Source organism: Mesorhizobium abyssinicae (assembly GCF_049887195.1).
GTDB classification, from domain to species: domain Bacteria; phylum Pseudomonadota; class Alphaproteobacteria; order Rhizobiales; family Rhizobiaceae; genus Mesorhizobium; species Mesorhizobium abyssinicae.
Genome location: NZ_JARAKC010000020.1, coordinates 58490 through 79841, shown reverse-complemented (window position 1 = coordinate 79841; position 21352 = coordinate 58490). Strand labels below are relative to the sequence as shown.

Genomic DNA, 21352 nt, shown 5'->3' with positions numbered 1-21352 from the left:
AGCCACGCCGCTTCGGACCCGTTGCAGCAGGCGAGCTCCGCTTGGACGACTGCTCCATCCCGCCCGGCCTCAGCGTCGGGCGTGGCTTCAGACCTTTCAGACGCCGTATCTCATCCTTCAGAGCCGCATTCTCGGCGCGAAGCCCGGCGACCTCCACCCGCAACTGCACGATCATGTCGAGCAGCCCCGCAGGGGTCAGCGTTCGAGAATCGGGAGACTCCGACATGGCCTGATGGAATCACGCCGCCCGCCAAACCGCCACCCACCCCAACCCGATACACCCGAGTCATAACGCCGCGTCCGCCACCGCTGTGCACACAAGTGTGCAGTCCAGAATTATCTGTCGCTGTCCGGAATTAAGTCAGGACGTTGAAGCCTGCGCACGTGCCCACGCTGAGATGCTGACGCCTTCTGTCACAACGCGAGTGTGGGGGCAGCGCAGAGCGGGACCTTGGTCGATGAGGGTTACCAAACCTGTCGCTGGGGGTTACCAATGCGCGTGTTTGGTGGCCTTAGGTTCCCAATCGGGGCCGAAATAAGCTCAATCAAAACATCTCCTTAAGGCCAGTCGGGAATTGATTGTCGTTGGGGCACATTGGTAACCTCTTGTCCGCAGGGCATTGGTAACCTTTTCGGGCGAAAGCGGCGGGATATCATCCGCTTAGCAGTCCGGCCAACGACAGATAATTCTGGACGCTTGCTCCTCACCACGACAGATAATTCCAGACGCCATACCAGACTGCCTTTTATGCGACTTTCGGAGCACAAAAAGTGAACATGGAGAATCTCGTATCGGGCGCGGTCCTGGTTCTGGCGAAGCGCATGGGTGTGTCTGCCCGCTTTGCTTCGACGACTCTGTCGATGACGCGGGGATCGACGGCGAAGCGCTGTTTTGTAGCACACACGCCAGGGCAGCAGACATCTATGAGCTGAAGCGGTCCGCGCGAATGCAGCGAGACTTGTGCCGGTGTATACTTTCTTTCTGGAGCGCTTCAAGGAGCTGTTCCAGAACGTCGCACTTACCGAAGATGGTGTTTGGCAGGAGGATTGATGGCAAAGGGTCCGGGCGTACTTGTGCGAGGTTTGAGCGAGAAGAAGATCGAATCCTTGTGGGCTTTGACGATGCGGCCGGAAGGGCATTGGTGGCAGGACCTTCTGCGATCCTGGGCGCCGTCCGGAGCGCCGCTGGAGGGGGAACGACAACTGCGACTGGCGGTCCGCGACGAATACCTCAACTTCTATCATTGCGGACAGTCCGTCGCCAGGGTGTCCCTAGACAGGATGGCACGGCCCAGGCTGGAGGTGCACCACAAGTACGTTTTTGACGACGTGCCCGGCCAAGCGTACATGACCCTATCCGACGAGACCGTCCGCTATAGGTCGGGAAACGATAGCGAAGTCCCGTATCAAGGACTTCAAACCATAGCGGCCTGGATCGAGCGCGCGGACAAATATTCCGGTTACGAAAAGTCCGGCGTGGAGTGCGTCGTCTCGGCAAACGACGGCGTTATAGATCTCGAGATGGGAATTCCTTGGTGGCCGGAACAGTCGACGGACGCCGGCACCCCGGAACGGACAGGCAAATACGCTCCACGCATGGATATAATAGCATTGGAGGATGGCCCTGCCGAACGCATCGACATTGTTTTCTGGGAGGCGAAAACTCTGGGCGACGGCAGGCTGCGCAGCAGGAGCAATCCAGAGGTCATCCGGCAGCTGCAGGTTTACAACAAATACCTCAGCCGCCCTGCCTACCGGGACGCGGCTTCCGCAGCCTATGTCGAGACTTGCAAGCTTCTGGAGACCATCCATCAAATGGCTGTGGGGCTTCGGAGAGAAACAGCACTCCCGCAGCTTGGCAACCTTGTGTCCCGAATTGCGGCGGGAGGCGAAATTCCTGTTGTCGATCCGATGCCGAGGCTGCTGATATTCCCAGCCGAGTTAGAGGCGGGAAAATTCGAGCGGCAGGTATCAACCTGGAGCAGCCACCTTGCGAGACTCAAGAGCGCGTTCCCAGTCTACAGCGTCGACGACCCGAAAACTGTCGTTCTGGGTCATCATACTCTTTAGCTCGCTAGGCCGACCTACGATTCTCGCGGCGGATAACGACGGGCGAACTCCTCGTACTGCCTGGCCAAGAACTCCCCCTTGGCCTTGTGCCGCACTAGTCGTCCCTCAAGATTTTCGTAAGACGTGCCCCGCAGGGGTGACGCGATGGCCAATCTGCCGTCTACCGGACGGATGGAAATCAGCGCCTTGTCAAAAAGAGCGTGTATGTCGGCTCGAAGAAGCAGCCCGTTACCAATGTCATTTCGAAACTCGATGCCCTCTGAAAATGGAACGATGTGGGCTGCCTCTATGACAGCTTCCACCCGATTTCCACTCACTAGACATCTTGCTCCGTACAGACGAACAAGGGCGAGCCTGAAAGCCGCTTGCTGAGGACGCGTTTCGACAGTGGCAAACCGCCTTTCGAACCCTTCGGCAATTCGCTCGGCATCGACCTTGAGAGCATCCTCTTCGGCGGTTGTCGGCATCGATCGCGCATAAGCTGCAATTCGCGCCTGTCTTTGGCGCTCTGTCTCCCCAATTGCCTTCCAGAACTGCGAGATGTCTTCGTCGCTGACCTCGATGGTCCGTCTGTGGCGGTTGCCTTTCAGGAAATCCAGGAGGGAGCTTCCGCTTGGACCAGGCGGCTGGTCATTCAGCCGAACATGAGGCCGTACCAGTTCCACGTCCGTCAAAACCACATCCAGGGTTTCTCCACGATCCGTAACGAGGTCGACCGTCGCCGTGGCCGTCAGGCCTCGCCCCTTTCCGTACTCCGGATCTTCGTGGGTCCAAATGACCAGCAGGTCACCGGGGACGATTTCCTGGCCGGGTCCGCCCCCTGGCTTGCCAGGGGGCAAGACCGATACGGTTGCTCCTTCCCATTGAGAAGCATCGGTTGGCCGCGGTTCAGCCCCGTTGAAATGCAACTCGCAATTCGCTTTCAGCAGGAAAGTCGTCATCTCTCCGATTGACCGTTGGCTTGTTGCCCCGCCGGGCGCGACGAGAGCAAATAGAGGGTCAAGAATCCTCGTTGCAACTTCTGTTACGCTGACGAGGCCAATCTCGGTGAGCACCTCGTCTGTTCGCGGATCGAGTCTCACGGCGCAGCGCAGAGCGACCGATCACGGCGCATAGACCGACACCTCGGCGCGAGCCCAAAATCCTGATCTCCGCGTCTGTCCTTCAAGGATTCGTCAAGGCCACGGCTGCAGTTGCCGAACCCAAGTTCTTGTCGGCGAGCGCTTTGGCCAAAACCTTCTCGTGCTCCGTGTCGATGTAGCTCTTGAAATCGGGGAGGGTGTGAGGGCTGGGATCTCCCGCAAACAGACGGTTTCGCAACTCCAGGATCTCCTTACGCGGCGCCGGCGGAGGGGGATCTTCCTTGGTGTATTTCTCGGCGCGCGCTTCGATGTCCAGCACCCGGCTCATCGCCTTAACGAGGCGGACGCCGAATTCGGCCCGGTCTTCTTCATTGCCCGCAACGCAAGCTGCGCGCAGCGCATGCATCATCTCGGTCACACGCCAAGGAAACAGTTCGCTGAATCGTTTAGCCCGGTCAAAATATAGTTCCTTTTGCATCTTTCTTTTCATGCTGGCCAGATGCGACTGATCGATGGTCGAGCGCAAGCATTCGAGCTGGAGTTCGTTGCTGAGGGTTTGAAAGGAAGACAGACTGAAAAGCGGCGATTTCGCGCGAGGCACCTCTTCTCTCTCCACTTCTTCGACATCGCCGCTCTCGCTCTCCTCGTCGGCTTCACCGCCTTCTTGGTCGACGCCTCCTAGCTCGTGGCGCAGCCTATAGCTTGATCGCGAAGCGTTCTTTATGGCCTGGACGAGCGCGTTCTTATCGACGGGCGTGGCCACGCCGTCCTGGGCGGTTTCACCCCATGCCGTGAGATGGGCGACCCATCCGTCATATTGGCAAATCAGCGCGAGCGCGTCGATTGACGGCTGGGCCGCGTCTCTCAGCAGAGCGATCAAGCCGGCATAGGTGTCAGTGAAATTCCGAAGCGGGGATTCGTTCTCAGGGACTTTGTAATGGGCGACCACATCCATGCCATCGAGAGAGAGTGCCGTGGCCGTACTCGTAGGCGCCGCGAATCTTTGCTCAACGAGGTCCATGACCGCGGCGATCGTCGGCGAGGTCCCCTTCTGCACCCCCACCAGCCCGTATTCGTTCGTGAATATCCGGTCCACGTTGGCGGGCTGCACGCTTCTTCCCATTTTTGGCTTGTAGACGCTATTGATCGCCTCGTAGACCTCAACGCGCGGGAGCCAGGACGTCCTCTCGGAATCCGCCTCCCAGTCGGGCGCGTCGGGAGGAAACCTTTCGAACAGTTGGATCCGCATCGCGGCCTTCGCATGGCCGGGGGTCATTGTGACGCCGGTCCATACAGACGATTGGTTCTTCGGCAAGGGCATCCTCCTTCATATCAGGTCACACGATACCGCGCGCCGCAGGAAATCCAAGCTTCCTGCATGCATGAGTATTATCGCTGTTTCATGCAAGATTTATATCGAAGACGCCTGTCATATTTTCTCAATACCTTCATGCGTTTACATAGTATTAGCTGCAATGAAATCTGATTCATGCAAGCTTAGTTTCCGCTCATCGAAGATAGGTCTTCGACCGGAGACTAAAGATGGGCAACTTTACTTCCAAGACGATCGACCGCCGTTCCTTCCTGTACGGCATGATGTTGCCGTTGGTTCCGGCGGCCGTCGTCGGGCCTCTGGTCCTCATCGACAATGCGCCGACCGACAACGGCCCGGTCGGGCAGACGACGACGAACACGGTCGATCTGACCGAGACCGACGTGCTCAACCTGAAGAAGATCGCCTCGACGGAAGTCGTGGCCTCCTTGAAGGGCGTCGCCTTCACCAACCAGACGCACGGTGTCGTCGACACGATCTTGAACCGTGTGGCTTCCGGCAAATGGGGCTCGACCGTCGGGGCTGTTGGGAACGCGCCGTGGCAGTTCTCGGGCATCAACTCCAACCTCAAGCACGCCTATGGCACGCTCGAGAAGATGCCTGCCACCCACATCAAGCGGAAGGTCGCCCTCGAGGTCGATCGCTGGCTCGCCGCACGTGCCGCCGGGACCCCCTCGTCGGTAAGCAACCACCTGAACTACCTCAACCCGCTCTTTTCGTCGCAGAGGAGCCTCAAGGCCTGGGGCTGGCGCGTGGTCGAGCAGGCGAAGAAGGCGGGGTACGTCTACGGGGCTGGCAATGCCAAACACTATCACGGGACAGCGCCGGATCTCGAGAAGTGGCGGCCGAAGCCGTTCAGGATAGTGATTCCTGATCCGGTTCTGTAGAATGAGAAAGGGCGCCTTCAGGCGCCCTTTCCGGGAATGCGTTGGCCGCGTTAGCGACTCTGGTGAAAGACCAAGGGCTGCCTCGCGTACGAGACCGGCCCAATGCCAGTGAGGGTCATTTGCCTTCTCCTGTTAGTTCCACGGACCTAACGTAGAGAGTGGCGGGTAGGCTGGCCATGCAGGAATCGTTGGAATCCTGCATGTAGGCGCGCCCGCTTTGGAATCGTACCGACATTTCCATAAGTTAGCATGGTTAGGTTGACGCCGCCAGGTTCCAGGCTACCAGCCGACCAAGGACATTGCTGGACGCAAAAGACGCGTCGGTCCTACTGCCTGCTGAAACGAACCAACGCATTCCCTCACGCGGCGCCATCCATACGCGACATGGCTTCCAAGGCAGCAACCAAGTTTACATGGATCCAACGCGCTTTCTCATCGGCGGTCATGAAGCCGTCGAAGTAAGAGGCATAGACGCAGAAGCTCAGGTCGACGATGTCGTTGCGCATCCTGTCCATCCGCCTGATCGGCTGACTGCCTCTGCTGATCCACCAAAGCAAATGAATGACAAGCCCAAGCGCGTATCGAAAGAGATAGGACCGAGCGACGCGATTGTCCCCGAGGTTCTGCCACGGCAGGCCGTTGGCGTGCGCGAGGTGCTCCCATATCTGCACGGCGGAGCCGTAAATGGTGTCCATCATCGCGCCCGGATATCGGCTGCTCGTCCTGATGATTTGGATTTCGGCCTTGGTGAACATTTGCGCCTCCATTTCGGGCAGAGACGCCGCTATCTCGATCGCACCTTCGATCAGTTTCGGAAGCAGACCCCTCGCAAAGCACCAATGGCCATGTAGTTGCTCCAAGATGGCCGCATCATCAATTGCGGCGCTTCTGGTTATGGCGGCCATCTCACGAATGCTGTCGGCTGTTTCCTTGAACTGCATACGCTCAAGCAAGTCCGGCTCCGTCGGGTCGAGCCAAACTATCTCCCCATTGGCCCGCAGCAGGATCAGTTGATCGGGGAAGTCGCCTACAACGGACAAGCCGCGCTTGACGGCTTCCAGCGACTGTTGCTTGTAGATCTCGAACCAGGCGTAGTCGGCGAGCACCGCGAAGTTGCGTGGACTCGCTTGAAGGAAGGATCGCAATTCCTGCGATTGCAGCATACTGCTGTCGATCACCAGAGACGGCAAATCAATCCCTCATTGTGGCACGAAATTGGCGACCTTCCTTGCATCAGTCAGACCCGAGCACCAACTAGATCTTGCTCAAATGCAGTCTGCTGCCAAGGACATCAAGGTCGGCGGGCAATTTGGAAGGGCGCTTGCTAAGCGGTAATAACGAGCAGCCATCGGCCGCGACGGACGGATCAAAATTGAATCGGGATGAAATACTTCAAGCAACGCTCCACCGTTATCTCCAGTCGGGTGACTTCAACGGCTGGGGCACCTTTGGGCTGGTGCGACCAGAGGAGATTGAAGCCGTCATCAGCCTGATCGAGGATCGGATGGTCGACATCGTCACGCACGAGGATGACGAGAACATCCACATCAAGAGGCATGCTCCACAGCCACCTGACGTGCAGGTAGAGCGGCTCCGACGACCTGGCGAGCCCGCCCATGGATGCCTATACCCCACGCCGGTGGCGCTTCGTCTGCATGGAGTGGAGGATGATCCTGCGCGTCCATATACCTCAGCGCTTCGCGCCGGAGCACCCCAGCTGAATTTCCGCACGTTTCGCCTTGAGGTACTCGAGCAATATCGGAACGATCCGCGGTTCAGATACCAAGTCGACGATATACACGGGACGATCTATCGCGAGCATCCAAATGAGGGAGAACACGAATTTCACCAATTCGGTTTTGCCTTCGACCACGACATAAATCGGTATGTGGCATCCTTTCTGAGATATCTGCACAACCTCTCGCCGGAGCAGCAACAAAGCTGGCGTCACTTCGAAGCCGAAGGAGATTTCTGGCTGCATCCAGATTACTTTCGGACCTCGATCCTCGGGCAGTTTCCCGAGCGGGTTTCAATTTTCGATGCATTCCTTCGATGCATTCCTGAGGGAAAAGCGCATCATCAACGAGATGGCGGGGCGCATGGGCAAGCCAGAGCTCTTTCGCTCGGACTTCGACGCCTATCGTCGTCCTGCGGGCTTCGGGTTTCTCATTCGACCTACACGAGCGGAGTTCTCCTCCTTCTGCTTGCTCCTAGACCAGTTGTTGTCCGACGATCTCAGTCGCGACTTCTTCCGAGGAGACTTGGTTTTGGACGAACGCGGCCGCATGGACGACGGGCGAGAAATCGTGCAGCTGAAGGGGACCATCAGACTATTGGACGAGTGGCTGGATGAGAATTTCCAAACGGATGATGCGGACTTCAAGCGGGATGTGCTGACTGGCTTTCGGACCGTCCGCCAAGCTCGACAGCGCCCCGCTCACCTGATCGAAGACAATGTTTTCGATGAGAGCTACTATCAGCGACAGCGCGAGCTTATCCGTGCTGCGTACATGTCCGTGAGAACTCTTCGGCAATGTTTCGCCACCCACCCTAGGTGCCGCAACGTCGAAGTCCCGGACTGGCTCTTCGAAGGTCGAATTTGGGCACAGTGAGCGCAGCGTGGGCGATGATCAATCCAATTGACGCACAAGGCCGGCCGTCTAGGTCCGTTCGCAGGCAAGGCAGCGCCAAAGCGGGTGGTCGCCTCGCCGACGGTCATGATTGCCAATCTCCACAAGGCTAGCCACGAGTCTGGCCGCCATAGGAACCCGCCACACAACCGCCTCTATTGGAGGCGGCTGAATGCGTAGCGGATGCTGTCGCCGACGATGCTGAGCACCCCGTCGGCATCGGGCGCAAGCGGATTGGGCAGAACGTCGACCGTGGTCGCGCCGGTCTGCCCGACGTTCGCGACGTAGGCGATGACGTAGCGCTCCGCCGACCTAGATCGCGCGACGTCTCGCGCCTTCCGTACCTCTGTTTCGCCGAGCTCGAATTCGCACGGATCCCCTGTGCTTGCTTTCACCTCGATGTACCAGGTCTGCTTATTGAAACTGATGCAGAAGTCGTACCCCAGTCCATCGTCACCCTGTTGTCCGTTGAACTGCGCAGCATTGGTCGACACCCAACAGCGATCGATGTCGTGATCAGGTTGGCGTGACCTCAGCCAGTGATAGACCGTCAACTCGCCGAGCCGGCCGATCATGTCCTTCTTCTCCTGCGGAATGCGGCTGCCATCACCGCCGCCGCTCCCGCCGCCGGAGCCGCGGCGGCGCTTCCGCGCCTCTCCCGATAGGGAAAGCTTGGCTAAGCTCCCGATCGGCCTATTCAGAACGCCCTTCGAGAGCCCAGCCGCAATCTCTTCGGACAGCTTGAGCCAATCGACCTCCCGTGGATCGCGAAGATCGCCGTTCAAGCGCACCGACCGCGCCTCGCGATCCAAGCGTTCCCGATCCTCGCGCGCCTTCTGGGCCTCGGCCTGAACCTCGGTCTCCGGAACACCGAGCCTCGCTCGGTCAAGCGTCAACTCCATCGCAGTCGGCCAGAGCCCCATCCGACTGAACCACTTGAGCAGTTCGCCTTCGCTCCAAGCCCGGCAGTCGAACGACCCTGCGTCGTCGAGCCGACGACGCAAGTCCTGCTCCACCGTTTCAAGATTACGCCACAGGTCATGGACTGCCACCGCGTGTTGAATTCCCCACGCCCGGACGAGCGGTTGCGCCGCTTGTCCCACATGTCTGACGGCCTTAGTGTTAGCGACCCGGACAGCGGCGATTTCCTCGAGCCCATTCGGGTTGCTTCCCATCGGCGGAGCTCCCTTCGCGAAGAGCCATGTCTCGACGTACTCCTCAAGCTGCGCGTCCGGCACGCGTTGGAAGCGCAGCAGCCAATCCTGATCCGGCCGCAAGTCGGACAACTCCTCCCGAGCGGCCTTATAGCGCTCATCCGGCTCGAAGCTGAGGACCGCAGGGGCAACCATGTTCCGAAGCGCGACACCGATGGCGATGCGACGATCGTCGACGAAGTAGGCGAGTTGCGATGCCTGTCCTTCCGGGTTGACATCGGGCGCGCTGCCCGTCGCAACGAGGCTGGAGTTGAACTTACCAAAATCAAGCGCCAGACGCTCCCGCAATTCCTCGGTCGAGAAACTCTGTTTGACCGACTCGACGAGGCCCTCCGGCGAAACGGCGCCCTCGGAGAGGCAATCGCGCAGCAAATCAATAAGGGCCGTGCGGTCCTCCATGGCGGCGAGCTCACCCCCAAGCCACTTCTCGAGAGCCTGCTCCCCGCCGTACAGGTGAACTACGGCCCGGAGCCAGGGAATCTGACGGTCTATTCGCTCGCCCAATGCCTCGCGAGCAGCCGCGATCGCCTCGTCGCCGACGTCGAGCACTCTACCGAGCCGCAGCAAGTCATCATTCCCGATGGGCCTATCTTCGATGGGGACCCCCTCGAGCGACAGTTGGCGGATCAACAGCTTGATATGCGGTACGACGGCGGAATGCTGGATAGCGTCGCCGATAGCCGGCAGCGCCGCCTCCACGCGAGACCAATTGAGTCCCCCTTCACCGACGATGATGATGAGCGGCTCCCCCTCGGTCCTCTGAAACGCGTAGGCCGGGCGGGCTGCCGGCGGTGTCACGTCGCGACCTTCGAGCACGAAGCTGACTCGTTCCTTCATCTGTAGCTCGATGCGGTCGAGAGACTGGAGGATGCTCGACCTATCCGCAGGCAGTCGGTTGAGGTCGACGCTGTCCAAGGCCTCGAGCGCCACGGCAAGCATGGGGCGGAGCCAAAGGCACGCGTCCACTAGGCGCGGGCCGAGCGGGAGCTCTCCCAGCGGCGTACCGCCTATATGGATGGCATAGGCTAGTTCCGATGTCCGGCGAACCTGGGTGCCATAGAGTTGCTGCAGAAGCCTCCCGATTTTTGCAGGCTCTGTGGTGCGCACGTCGAGCAGAGGATCCCCGATCACCTCGACCAGGCCTGCCGCGATCGAATCCGGGCTGTCGCGGACGTACACGGTCTCGGCGTTGCTTCCGACCGCCTTGGCGAACCCAAGCTCGCCGCGTCGCCGTACGAGCAGGAGCGCCGGGGGTTTGGCGGCAGGCATCTGCAACTGGTTCGGATTGTGACGCTCGGCTAGGCGCACCCAGCAGCGGTTGTAGATGTTGACCAATTCGCGTTCGTAGAAGCGCCTGACACAACCATCGGCGAACTGCTCCGCTAGGAAGCCCACCTGATCCAGCAATGTGTCGCTCGCGTGGAATGTTTTGAAGCCGGCGTGTCTGCGCAGTTGGTCGACCACTGCCTCGGGTGCCCGATCGATGGCACGCGTCAACCTAAAAGACGGGCGCCGCAGGAATGGCGGATAGCGATCCGAGCCGGACGAGAGCCATACGTCGGCGGCCTTGCAGCGCTGACGTCTAAATCCATCCAAGCGGGGTTCCTCGCATGGCACCCAGGCCGCGGATCGCAAGAACGCAGCGAGCGGCGTGGGCCAATTCCTGGTATCCGACCTATAGTTGTGTTGGTGGCGCACCTCCATCCAAAGATGCTTTTGCTCGACCCGACCGATCCATTCGACGACGAGAGTCGCGTAGGCTTCCAGCGCATCGTCAGTGAATTCGCCGATTTCCGACTGTCCGGGCAACCACCAGATCGGATTCGCCACCTCATAGTTGGTCGACGTCGGCAGGCCTGGATGGCTACCGACATGCTCCTTCAGCAGCAAGCCGACGGCATCCGGGAAGCCCAGATCCTTCAGGAACTGGAAGCTCGTGATGCGCCAGGCTGGGACGTAGATTTCGAGCCTGACGGACCTAGGCTGGAGCCCACGCTGAACGCCGATGCCGCTGAGGAACTCGGTCCATTCCTCAAAGTGCCTTGTGCCGAACACGGAATTCGACGGCGAAGCGAGCCGACGCGCCCGAACCTCTTCGATATCGCGGGATCCGGTCGGCGCCAGTTCGAGGAATTGCTGTAGCTTGTGGCCGAGGGTGCGGTCCGGCCACGACGATGAGAAGATGGCATCCGAGGCGCTGATGAACACGCCATCGAGCGTCGGCAGGTAGAGGCGATAGCTCGGGCTCAATGTCACCGGGCGCTTCACCGCAACCGACCTGCGCCAGATCGCAAACGCCCAGCGCAGGCCGGCGATCCGCACTTTCTTCGTCTGGTCCCGCTCGACGATCTGCGAGATGCGGGTCAGGAGCGCCTCGCTTTCGAAGGGCTGCGCGAGCCTCTTCTCAAGGAACTGACGCGCATCCGCAAGGTCGCCGTACCAGGGTAGCGCATCATGCAGAAAGGCGAAGAACTCGCGGACCGGCGCCGGCGGGTACAACTCGTCGCCGATGCTCTCCTCGGCATCGCCGCGACGCGGCGGCACGAAAACCGAGGTCTCGTGCGGACTGCGCCGACGCCGTCTCTTGGGCGGTCCACCTGCCCCCTGCTCGACTGACGGGTTCGATCTTGCCGACCGAAGACTTCCATCCTGGCAAATGAGGATCTCTCGGCCCGCGAGCGCGTCGCCGTCGGCCTCCATGAAAGCCGAAAGATCGCGGTAGAAATTCCGCCATCGAGCCCAATCTGGCTGCTTAGCCTTCGCCAGCGACCTAGCCAGTCCCTCCACGATCGCGGCGCGTTCGACAGATGACAAGCGGTCTGCGAAACGACCATCCGCGTGAGCGCGGAGGAACTCCGCAAGCGAATCGGCCCGGCGCTGCCCGAGCCCCGGCCACATCGCCTCTACTCCCACTGGTCTGCCATGGCGCGCGATGACATCCAGCGAGAACGATTTGGCACTCGCCGAAGGCCTTCGCGCCGAGCCGGGCGACGACCATCGAATGGGACCAAATTCCGGGCGGGCCAGCGGATCGTCGCTCCAATCCCCAAGGCAGGGCACGAACTCGGCATCGGCAAATGTCGATGCCAACCAGCGTCTCGCGATCGCTGTCGCCATACTCGCACCCAAATCGACGGCGCCTTCGTCGCGGTCGTCATCCTCGCCACCTTGGAGTAGGCTTGACGGCGTCTTCCAAACCAGCAGGTCAACCGCAGCCCTGGCTGCTGTAGCGGCCGGAACGGATGCGGCCGTCTCCCCCGATCCCCGCCTTTCAAGCCAGTGGGCCGCGTCTGCGGAGAGCGTCACCGCATGGGTGAGCACCAAGGCATTCACTTTGACCGTAGGATCAAGACTCTTCCGGTTCGAACTGGGGAAGAAACTGCCGTGAAGGTGGCCCTTGAACGGGGAGGTCGCTCCGCGGCCCATCGGCAGGAAAGTGTAAAGCCTGGGATTGAAGCCAGCGCTGTCGTCGCCTGTCGGCACTGCCACCGCGACTTCACCCGCTCCCTTCCACCCTCTCCAACTCTCTGGAAGCGCCCCCGACTCGAGGTCCTCCGCCACCGCAGCCTGCATCTCCTGCTCTGGAATTTCGGCGCGCGCCATCCAGAAGCGACCGCTCTCGCCCAAGTCGACCAGGGAAGGCCCCGACCTTTCGGCTAGCGGAGTCTCTTCCCGTTTCAAAGTGAGAGCGATGGCATCCTCCGACAGCCGCTCGCCATCGATCTCCGCCTCGAGCAGACCGATGCGACGCAAGAAAAGCAGCATCGGTGCGTCAGCCTTGGCTAGCGCGAGCATCTCGTCGCGGACGGCGCCCAAAGCCGCCGGGTTGCGGATCGGCAGACGTATGACGGTCGAGAAGCCACGACGCGCAAATTCCGCGATCGCATCGGGCACCTGTTCGATCCAAAGCGGAATATAGAAGGCGGGAAGGTCCGAGCGCGCCAAACTCCGCGTGATCTCAGTGGGCAGCAACGGATCCAATTCCGCACCACGAGCGAAGGTGAAGCAATAGCCATCGAACGTCTCGCCCGGCGCATCCTCCACGAGCCGGGAAAATACCTGTGGCTCGTCAGTCACGTGTCGTACGCTCCGAAAGCCGAGGCCCTTGTTCCCCACCGCCTCCCCCGGCGGCTTGCTCGAAAGCCCCATCTCACACAGCGCGTCGACGTTGTCGGGGCCGAACGGCTGCCCCCGATTGGCGACGTACAGCGTGCCGCAATCGCCTTCGTCGCTTGCCAGCCGCACCGCTATCTCGCCATCCCGGCGCTCCCGGTCATGCGCGTCGTGAGCATTCTGAATCAGCTCGATCAGGAAGCGGCCATGGTAATCGGCGATGATGTGCTGGGAGAGGCTCTGATTCTGCTTATGGACGGGATCGTAATACTTGCCGCTCTCGTCGATCGTTCCCAGAAAGCCTTTGATTTTGCGGCTGGCGATAGTTTCGACATGGCTACGCGGATCGACGGCCGCCGCTTCGGTGGGCTCGCGCTCGCGGGCGATCCCGACATCGGTAGATTCAACTGCAGTCGACCTGTCCATCACCTCGGGGCACCTAGCGTCTTGCGGCTACTGCCGGTCAGCCTTCAATGGGAGCCATTCGGTTTCCGAGATGCCGACACCCGAGGAAAGCTCCTATGTCCCCGGCGTTTTGCGGTGTATGCGTCGGCTTGAGTCGAGCGATCCATTCCAACGAAGGTTCCCCCTGAACGCGCTTCATAAGATGTTCGGCCGCGGCCACTATTCTTGCGGCGGACGCTTCGAACTCTCGACACCGCCGCTCGCGAGGCTTGCCCAAGCTAAGGTTGCCCGCTCTGGACCTGAACCAACCAATCCTTCGCGAGCGCTTGTGGTACGTGGAAGACGAGCAACGGTGCTCTCTTCGAGGCGATTTGCTTATTGCTCGCGAACACCAAGTCGTAAGTATGCAACTGGACCGTCACGCGATCTGACTGCTGATAGAAAGTGTCGCCAGGGTAGCCGCCCTGGCGGTCGGTCCTACCCTGCAGGAAGTTGTCGATCGTGCCATCGTCACGAATTTCACGCCGACCGGATGCCGCTGGTCGCATCTTGTACACGGCAGCGACAAGACTGGGATTCCTTCGCAACGCTTCGCCGATCGTGACAAGGAGGCCAGTGAATGCTGCCGTGTCCCGGGCCTCTTCGAAGCGATAGTCCACCAGGGCATCGACAACGGCCTGCATCGGAACACTGCTAGCGACAAGATGCTGCTGTGCCGGCTCTTTCGACACGTATGTCGTGTCGGGAACAAATGGTGCTGCTTTTCCTAGTTTATCGAGCACGGCGGCATTGGCCAGGCTGTTAGCATCGGACACCAACGCACCACGCTGCTGTGTCCAGCCACCGCCTGCCCTGGCGCGCGTGTAGGGGTCCGAAATAACCGTTCTGCGACAAGGGCGCAGTGCGGGATCGAGGATAAGCCGACGTCGCCATGTATGAAGATTGGCACCGGAGTCCGCGAGTTGCTTCAACTCGGTCCGCATTGTCTGCTCATGTTCGACGTAATCCTCGAACGCGGCCCTAAGATTCGCTTCCAGGTATACCCGACACAGGCCCAGATACTTCCGCTTGTAGCCGAAGAAGCGCGCGCGCTGCTGGATCGTGTCGGCGTTCCCAACCCCAATGCCTCTCGGCATATAGGTTATCGAAAGCGAGTCGACTGTGAACCCGCGGTCAACCGCCTGGCCTCCGACCAATATCCAGCCCTCGGCATTGCGCCAATTGATCTCGGGGGTCTTGGGAGCACCGCGCGTATTGAACTCGATGATGGTCGTTCCTCGCAGGGCGCGAGGCAGCTTCTCGACGATTTGATCGAACGCAGGCAACGCGCGGTCCGTCGTCGCGAGTTCATCGTAGGCTTTCTTAAACTCAGAGATTGCCTGTTTTCGGTCTGGGTCATTGGCAGGGGCCGTCAACGCACCGGACCACGCGTCCTTGGCTGCCGTTGCCCATTGGACGTTGGCCAAATGCACCAAACGCTCTCGGGCGGGGTGAATCAGCATCGATCGGCGCCCAGACTTCGCGATGATGCTTGCGGCCAGACCCACATAGAATAGGCGCATAGCAAAAACGAGGCTATCAGGCGGGTCAACTGGAAGCGCCGCGTTTTGAGGCGGAATGTCTGCCGCAGGTATCGTTTTGACGTAAGGGCTTTGAGGCTGGAAGAATTCCTCGCCGCCGACGTAGCCCGTGCCCGGCTCCAGCACGTGCACGAAGTCCGGTGACAGGATGTCCGCGATGTTGATGAGCAGAGGCGCCTGCGGGGTTGCAGTGTATTGTAGGAACGTATGGCACGGCAGCGCATCTCTAAGCTCACGCAGCCTCGTGTAGGTCGTACTCTCGTCGTTTAGGTTTACCTTCGTGTTGAGGCTAGCTTGGTCTGCCTCATCGTCGATCACGAGAGCGGGCACATCCGCTAAATTGAGCTTGCGCAGCAGTTTGGTGAGAGCATTGAGGCGCTGATTCTGCTTGAGAACCGTCAGAAGGAGGGTTGGCTTCTCATCAGGATCGCGTGTGGTGTCGCGCCAGTTTGCGATGGTCTGTCGCAAAAGCTGTTCGTATTGACCGTCCTGCACCTTTGGGTTCTTTTCCATTATCCATGCAGGCAACCCCTCGCCACCGTCGACATCCAGATCCTTGTGGAGCCGCTGATGCGATTGGGTGAGCAGATTGTCCTTGTTTCCCGCAACCAGGATTATGAGCGGAAAGCCGTTATCACGTGCGAGCCCAATCACCGTGGTGAATGACAGCGTCTTTCCGCTTTGCACGTAGCCGACCACCAGGCCGGTTGCCCTACCAGGTAGCTTTTTCGGGTCCATTCCCGCTCCCAGGATTTGGGTTGCGGAACGGAGCAGCGCGTCTTGGGCTGCTGGGTCAAGCTTGGCGCGCGCAGCGACACCGAGGGCTTGCTCGCCGCGCACAGGTAGCCATTTCTGTGTCATGGTTGCGACAAAGCCTCCCTCAGAAGATCGTTCATATTCCTCCTCACGGTGCCCGCGGATTTCACGCCGGCACGCCGCGCAAGCTTCTCGGAAATCGCCAGCGCTGCTGCGACCCGAAGAAGCGGCTCGATGTCATCAGCATTGGTCTGCGCGAACGAGACCATGAAAGGGTGCGCCATCGACACGCGAATTTCGATGGAATCTGGGCCAGACTGTGTGGTCTGACCTTGATCGCTTATGGCAAGCCAGTCGCCTTCAGCCGGATCGTCCGAAAGCGTGATTGTCACAAGCCAAGGAACGCCTCGGAAGTCGAAACGGAGTTCCCTTGTGGCCAGCAACGGTTGGTCTGGCAGCGGAACGCTCAGCGTTTCGACGGGCTCCTTGTCCGCAATGCCTGGCAGCACATCAGGCACGGTGTCGGCGATGACATCGCTGGTCCGTTGCAGCGCCTTGTTGGCTGCTTCGGTACGATCCCTTTTCGATGCAAGGGAGCGGTAGTACTCGCATTGCTTCAGCAACGGCAACTCGTCGCTGTCGAGATGCTCCTTCAAGAGCTCGACGAAGGGCTCCTCATTCTCATCCCATCGAAAGCCGTCCTTCGTATGGCTTACTTCGAACCCGTCGAGATGGAGTTCTCCAAACAATCGAAGCCGGGCATAGCTGCTGCTGCCGCTTGTGCCAAAAATCGCCGTCGGCCGGTAGCCTTCCTCGCCGCTTCCTTCGATGAGGCGACCACGACGAAACAACGCAAAGCCGGAGCGCGAATAGTTCCCAGGATCGCGCAACGCTGCGAACCCTCGAACCGACAGCCCTCCGCCCAATTCGAAATCAATTTCTTTGCGCCAAATTTCCGGCTTGCCCGACGGCTCCTTGTAGTAGGGGGCTATCAACACTGGCGGCTCGATGTAGCTGAGCGTGTCCGTGCCTAGCTTCAGTTCGAGAATCCCTTCGCGAATGAAGACCCTGTAGATGTCGGTAAGATGCTCCTTGATCTTTCCTAGGGTACGTCCCAACGGGATATGATGAAGGTCGTCCAGCACGATTTCGGTGTAGTGCGCGTCGGCTTGACTGGGGCGCTCCTCAATCTTCAACTCTTCGATTTCATCTCGCACGATGTGGGCAATGTCGAACCGAACCGTGCGCTCGACATCCTCGCCAAGAGCCTTTGTCCGAACATGCCACCGAGAAGAAAACCAGCACGCTGCGCTTTTCATCCCCATCCCGAACTCCGATAGCCCGGAACGGTCTAGCGGAACCACGGCAGGACGAAATGCTCTCGGGAACAGGGATTTCGGAATGCCCGCAGCGTTGTCGCGAATAGTGATACGTCCAGGAGACGACGTGTCGATAGAGATTGCGACTTTCAGCTTGCCGACCGAGGTTTCAAGAGCAGTTCGATTGTCGAGAAAGCTTTGAACCGCGTTGTCCACGAATTCTGCCAGTGCGAACCACGGCTTATAATTCAAATGGCGAAGGACGGACAGCACGCTGACGCCAGGCCGGATGCTGACCGTTTGCAGCAATCCAGGATCGGATGATGCCTCGCTAGCTCGCAATCCTGACCTCATCGGTCTTCCTTCTGCCTACATTGGTCGCGAGGTCGATCAGAAGCTGTGCGCGGTTTTCACCCGTCGCGTTCAAGGGCATCTGTTTTGCCAAGAGGCGAGTCGCAACGGCCGCTACAACGTCCACGTTGACCGCGTTGCCCAGCGCTTTGTAGGCAGCTGACTGGGTTGCTGGCAGATGCTCCAAATCACCCATACTTTGCAGGCGCGAGCATTCCCTCATCGTCATGTAGCGCCGCTCCCAAGGAATCACGGGCACCTGACTGGTCGTCAAGGCGACCAGCGAGGGAGCTGCATTCGGGCGCTTCGCTCGAATTCCTGAAGCGCGAAACTGAATGATCGTGTGCCAGAGGTCTCTTGGCCCGTCTTTCCAGTTCCATTCCAGCTTCTGAAAGCTAGGGGCGAACTCCCTGATCGTAGGAAGCCAGGCATCGATAACGGCGCGATGCCTGCGATAGAATGCTCGGTTCTGGGCTATGAAGTCGACCTTCCAATCGGGAAATTCTCGCTTATCCGACCGAGCATAGGCAGGCAAAAGGGCTGCCATGTGAGACTTCTTCACATTGCGCAGGGGCTGACCGAAAGCGCCCTTGAACGAACCCAAGTCTTTCGCGGACAAGCTCAAGGGAGTTTGAACCCGAAACGGATAAGTGGCCCCGAACTCCATCGCCCAAATTGGAAACGATGGTAGCTGCTCGTCCTTTGGAAGCTTGTCGAGCAGCGCTTGCCACGCAGTAAGGTAGCCGATCGCCGCCGTCGTCAGTTGCCGTGCGTCCGCAGGTGCATGATCTAGGACAGACGCGACATTTATCTGGTCAGCGCTGTGGGTCGGCATCGGCCATGAGAAGCTAGTCAGACCTTCCCGCGCCCCTACGATCAGCGCACGTTCTCTCGTCTGAGGAACGCCGAACATATGCGGTGAGAGAAGTCGATAGTCGATGGAATATCCTGCCTTACGCAGCCGCTGGCAGATGCGTTCCCAAGTTCGCCCTTGATCGTGCCGGAGCAGGTTAGGAACATTCTCAATAAGCAGGAAACGGGGCTCATGTCGCTCTAGCGTACGGATGACATACTCGAACAGATCGCCCCACTGCGGGCAATCGAACCCAAGCTGCTCACCCGCCTTTGAGAACGGTTGGCACGGGAAACCGGCGCAGAGAATATCGTGCGGCGGAATCTCGTCGTATGACTTGCGAATGTCGCCTGAAGGCTTGAGGCCGAAATTTTTCTCGTAAAGCTCAGCCAGGTTTGTGTCTATTTCGGACGCAAACACACATTCATGCCCCATGCGTGCAAGAGCTTGATGGAATCCGCCAAGGCCGGCGAAAAGGTCAATAAAACGCAGTGCCGACAACAGGCATTCCCTCACAGTATAGGCTCTGGGAAGGTTCAGAACTGCGACTTTGCTTACTGTCCCCCCGTGCGCGATTCGCCTCGCGCGTGCGCATCTTAGCCGAAGGTCGAAAAATCGCTACAAAAGAAAGATGGTTTTTTTCGAATAGTTTAGCCTCAAATAAATGCCTCTAGAAAGCTTCGCACCTTGGCCTCGACGTCAACCGGATCGCGGGTCTCGCATTCCCAGATTGTCAAAACATTCCACCCGAGGCGCGAAAGCGCTTCTTCTGCCGTCAGGTCTCTTTCTCGATTGCGTTTCAACTTCGGCAGCCAGTATTCGGGATTCGCTTTGGGCTGCCGACGGCCTAGTCGGCAGTCGTGTTGATGCCAAAAACATCCGTGGACGAGGATCACTTTCTTTCGCGCCGGAAAAACCAAGTCTGGAGTACCGGGCAGATCGCTTCGATGAAGCCGGTATCGATAGCCCATCCCGTGAACGATTCGCCTAACGAAGATTTCTGGTTTCGTATCCTTTTTCCGGATGAGGCGCATTTGGGTGCTAACACGCGCATCAGGGGGCTGAGATAAAGCTTTCCGGTTCTTATTGATGCTCATAGCTTGTTCAGGTTTGTTGATCGAACGAATCTACAGAGGCTTAATAGTAACAGCATTCATCCAGCCGACATGGAGCGCCAGATGATTGAATACCCGACCTTCGAGGTGGATATTGAGCGCAAAGTGGATGTGACGCTTTTGGGTTGGCCGGAGCGCGCCGAGGCGGACATGGACAGTGGGCTCGGCTGCAATCGATCATATATCGACCTACGGGGCCTCACATGGACAGAGGCCAAACGCGTCTATCGCGCCGAAGACGAGTTCATCGCAAGGATCGAGGCTGCCGACGATCCCGATGAGGAGTATGAGGCCATTGAGGAAGAGCTCTACCAAGATCCAGAAGGAATCTACGGGCTTGATATAGGAGTGGCTTCAACCGTCGTTGCGCTTTCCGCCTCTCGCTGTGTCCCGTTTGCCAGCTGCAATGCAGGTGCGCTGGGTGGCGGGACGCACCACGAATGGCATCCGTTGGTTGCGTTCTACGCTCCTTCGGCTGTGATCGAACTGCTGCTTCGTTGTGCCGAGGCATCGGCAGTGGGCCTGACGAACCACGAGGGCGCACGGCTGCTGGTATATGCGCGTGACATCCGCGATATGCGGAATTTCGCTTGGCTGCTCATAGAAAGCCGAAGTGAGATCAATGCCACGCGTCAGCGACGTCGAAAGGTAGAGCTGCCCAAAGCCAAGCAACTCACGTTGTTTTGAGGATCGCTGGCGTGGCGGCAATCGGAGCCCATCGAGCAGAGGCCGTTAACCGGGGCTTCGGTTACAAGCACTCATTTATGGGCACGGTTTCGTTGTTGGCGGCTTTCTGCATTCTGGCTGTCAAACCCAAGGATAGACGATCCGCTCTCCGTTCGAGAAAGCCATCAGAGTCCATTCCGATTTGGTAGACGCGGGGCTTCAGCATTTCCAGCGGCTAATGCTATCAGACTGGGCCATTCTTAAATGCACTGATCAGCGGCAAACGGATACAATGCAAAACGCGCAGTCTCTGACTCCACATCATATCGCTTCGATCAGGGCATTGCTCGGCCAACTTCCTGCGTCCTCTGCGTCGGCCGCGGTAAACGGCAGCGATCTTCACAACGCGATGAATGCGCTCGACGAGATCGCCGAAAACCGTTGGGAGGAAAGACCGTCCGAATACGTCACGCCAGGTCGCTCGGATATGTTGGGGATGGTGTTGGTCCGCAAGCGTCGGCAACTCGCCTATTCCGTGAAGCTTTCCAACCTGGCTCGAGATCCCTTCGCTTCTATTCCGGCGATAGCACTGGGTGCCACTGGAGCGTCGGCCCTTCCCACCCTGATCGCAGCGCCCCCGGTGACCTTCCCCAGCTTCCTGCTGAGCATTGCACTTGCATGGGTACGGGCGTTTGCACAGCCCATTGGCTACGGGGAGGCAGCGTTGCTGCACCACATGAATCAAATAGCTGCTATTAAGGGAAAGGTTTCGCTCGAAGACCTCGCCGACGCTGGGCGCGTTCTGGTTGATTTCTACGGATATGTGAAGGGACAGAACGGCAACGAGATTTCGGCCCTGTTGGCATCCCTGTCGTCATGGAAGGCGATCGAGGAATTCGATGGAGGCTTTCGCGTCGCCGAGAGCGTCCCCTATGGCTTCGGCCCAATTGAATACGCGCCCTAGACCTTGCGGCCTCA

Annotated in this window: 16 protein-coding genes; 5 read left to right on the top strand and 11 right to left on the bottom strand. The window is 59.2% G+C overall.

Going from position 1 to position 21352, the window contains the following annotated elements:
• Positions 1-226: hypothetical protein (locus PU724_RS27865; protein ID WP_426213698.1), on the bottom strand; the 226-nt coding region annotated here is incomplete at its 3' end.
• Positions 227-1050: 824 nt separating this feature from the next.
• Between PU724_RS27865 and PU724_RS27860 the strand changes: the two genes are divergently transcribed.
• Complete coding sequence (locus PU724_RS27860) at positions 1051-2070, top strand: hypothetical protein (RefSeq protein WP_354424781.1); 1020 nt, start codon at positions 1051-1053, stop codon at positions 2068-2070.
• A gap of 14 nt (positions 2071-2084) precedes the next feature.
• Here the strand turns inward: PU724_RS27860 and PU724_RS27855 are convergent, their stop codons facing one another.
• Entirely contained in the window at positions 2085-3011 is a 927-nt protein-coding gene (locus tag PU724_RS27855) for an HNH endonuclease (RefSeq protein WP_354424779.1), read from the bottom strand.
• A 223-nt stretch (positions 3012-3234) separates the two neighbouring features.
• Positions 3235-4467 (bottom strand): hypothetical protein, encoded by a 1233-nt coding sequence (locus PU724_RS27850; RefSeq protein ID WP_354424777.1) that lies wholly within the window; start codon positions 4465-4467, stop codon positions 3235-3237.
• Positions 4468-4694: 227 nt separating this feature from the next.
• Between PU724_RS27850 and PU724_RS27845 the strand changes: the two genes are divergently transcribed.
• Positions 4695-5372, top strand: coding sequence for a hypothetical protein (locus PU724_RS27845; RefSeq protein ID WP_354424775.1), 678 nt, complete (start codon positions 4695-4697; stop codon positions 5370-5372).
• Positions 5373-5731: 359 nt separating this feature from the next.
• Here the strand turns inward: PU724_RS27845 and PU724_RS27840 are convergent, their stop codons facing one another.
• The 3 genes from PU724_RS27840 to PU724_RS27830 form a co-directional block, all read right to left on the bottom strand.
• Entirely contained in the window at positions 5732-6550 is an 819-nt protein-coding gene (locus PU724_RS27840; protein WP_426213697.1) for a hypothetical protein, read from the bottom strand.
• A gap of 188 nt (positions 6551-6738) precedes the next feature.
• Positions 6739-6990 carry a hypothetical protein gene (locus PU724_RS27835; RefSeq protein ID WP_354424771.1) on the bottom strand — a complete coding sequence of 84 codons (252 nt, stop codon included), beginning with the start codon at positions 6988-6990 and terminating at the stop codon, positions 6739-6741.
• Between the two features lie 72 nt (positions 6991-7062).
• Positions 7063-7353, bottom strand: a complete 291-nt coding sequence (locus PU724_RS27830; RefSeq protein WP_354424769.1) for a hypothetical protein — start codon at positions 7351-7353, stop codon at positions 7063-7065.
• Between the two features lie 58 nt (positions 7354-7411).
• Here PU724_RS27830 and PU724_RS27825 point away from each other — a divergent pair, with 58 nt between their 5' ends.
• Positions 7412-7984: a hypothetical protein gene (locus tag PU724_RS27825; RefSeq protein ID WP_354424767.1), complete on the top strand. Its 573-nt coding sequence runs from the start codon at positions 7412-7414 to the stop codon at positions 7982-7984.
• 173 nt (positions 7985-8157) lie between these two features.
• On the opposite strand, the gene PU724_RS27820 is transcribed toward PU724_RS27825, so the two are convergent.
• The 5 genes from PU724_RS27820 to PU724_RS27800 form a co-directional block, all read right to left on the bottom strand.
• Positions 8158-13755 (bottom strand): sacsin N-terminal ATP-binding-like domain-containing protein, encoded by a 5598-nt coding sequence (locus PU724_RS27820; RefSeq protein WP_354424765.1) that lies wholly within the window; start codon positions 13753-13755, stop codon positions 8158-8160.
• Between the two features lie 257 nt (positions 13756-14012).
• Positions 14013-16175, bottom strand: a complete 2163-nt coding sequence (locus tag PU724_RS27815; protein ID WP_354424763.1) for a Z1 domain-containing protein — start codon at positions 16173-16175, stop codon at positions 14013-14015.
• Entirely contained in the window at positions 16172-17698 is a 1527-nt protein-coding gene (locus PU724_RS27810) for an ATP-binding protein (protein WP_426213696.1), read from the bottom strand. Before PU724_RS27810 ends, PU724_RS27815 begins: the two co-directional genes overlap by 4 nt.
• Before the next feature lie 22 nt (positions 17699-17720).
• Positions 17721-19094: a DNA cytosine methyltransferase gene (locus tag PU724_RS27805; RefSeq protein WP_354424759.1), complete on the bottom strand. Its 1374-nt coding sequence runs from the start codon at positions 19092-19094 to the stop codon at positions 17721-17723.
• A 155-nt stretch (positions 19095-19249) separates the two neighbouring features.
• A complete protein-coding gene (locus PU724_RS27800) occupies positions 19250-19690 on the bottom strand; it encodes a very short patch repair endonuclease (RefSeq protein WP_354424757.1) in 441 nt (146 codons plus the stop codon).
• 81 nt (positions 19691-19771) lie between these two features.
• Here PU724_RS27800 and PU724_RS27795 point away from each other — a divergent pair, with 81 nt between their 5' ends.
• Both PU724_RS27795 and PU724_RS27790 read left to right on the top strand, forming a co-directional pair.
• On the top strand, positions 19772-20395 hold the full coding sequence (locus PU724_RS27795; RefSeq protein WP_354424755.1) for a hypothetical protein: 624 nt from the start codon (positions 19772-19774) through the stop codon (positions 20393-20395).
• 271 nt (positions 20396-20666) lie between these two features.
• Positions 20667-21338 (top strand): hypothetical protein, encoded by a 672-nt coding sequence (locus tag PU724_RS27790; protein ID WP_354424753.1) that lies wholly within the window; start codon positions 20667-20669, stop codon positions 21336-21338.
• The last annotated feature ends 14 nt before the right edge of the window (positions 21339-21352 follow it).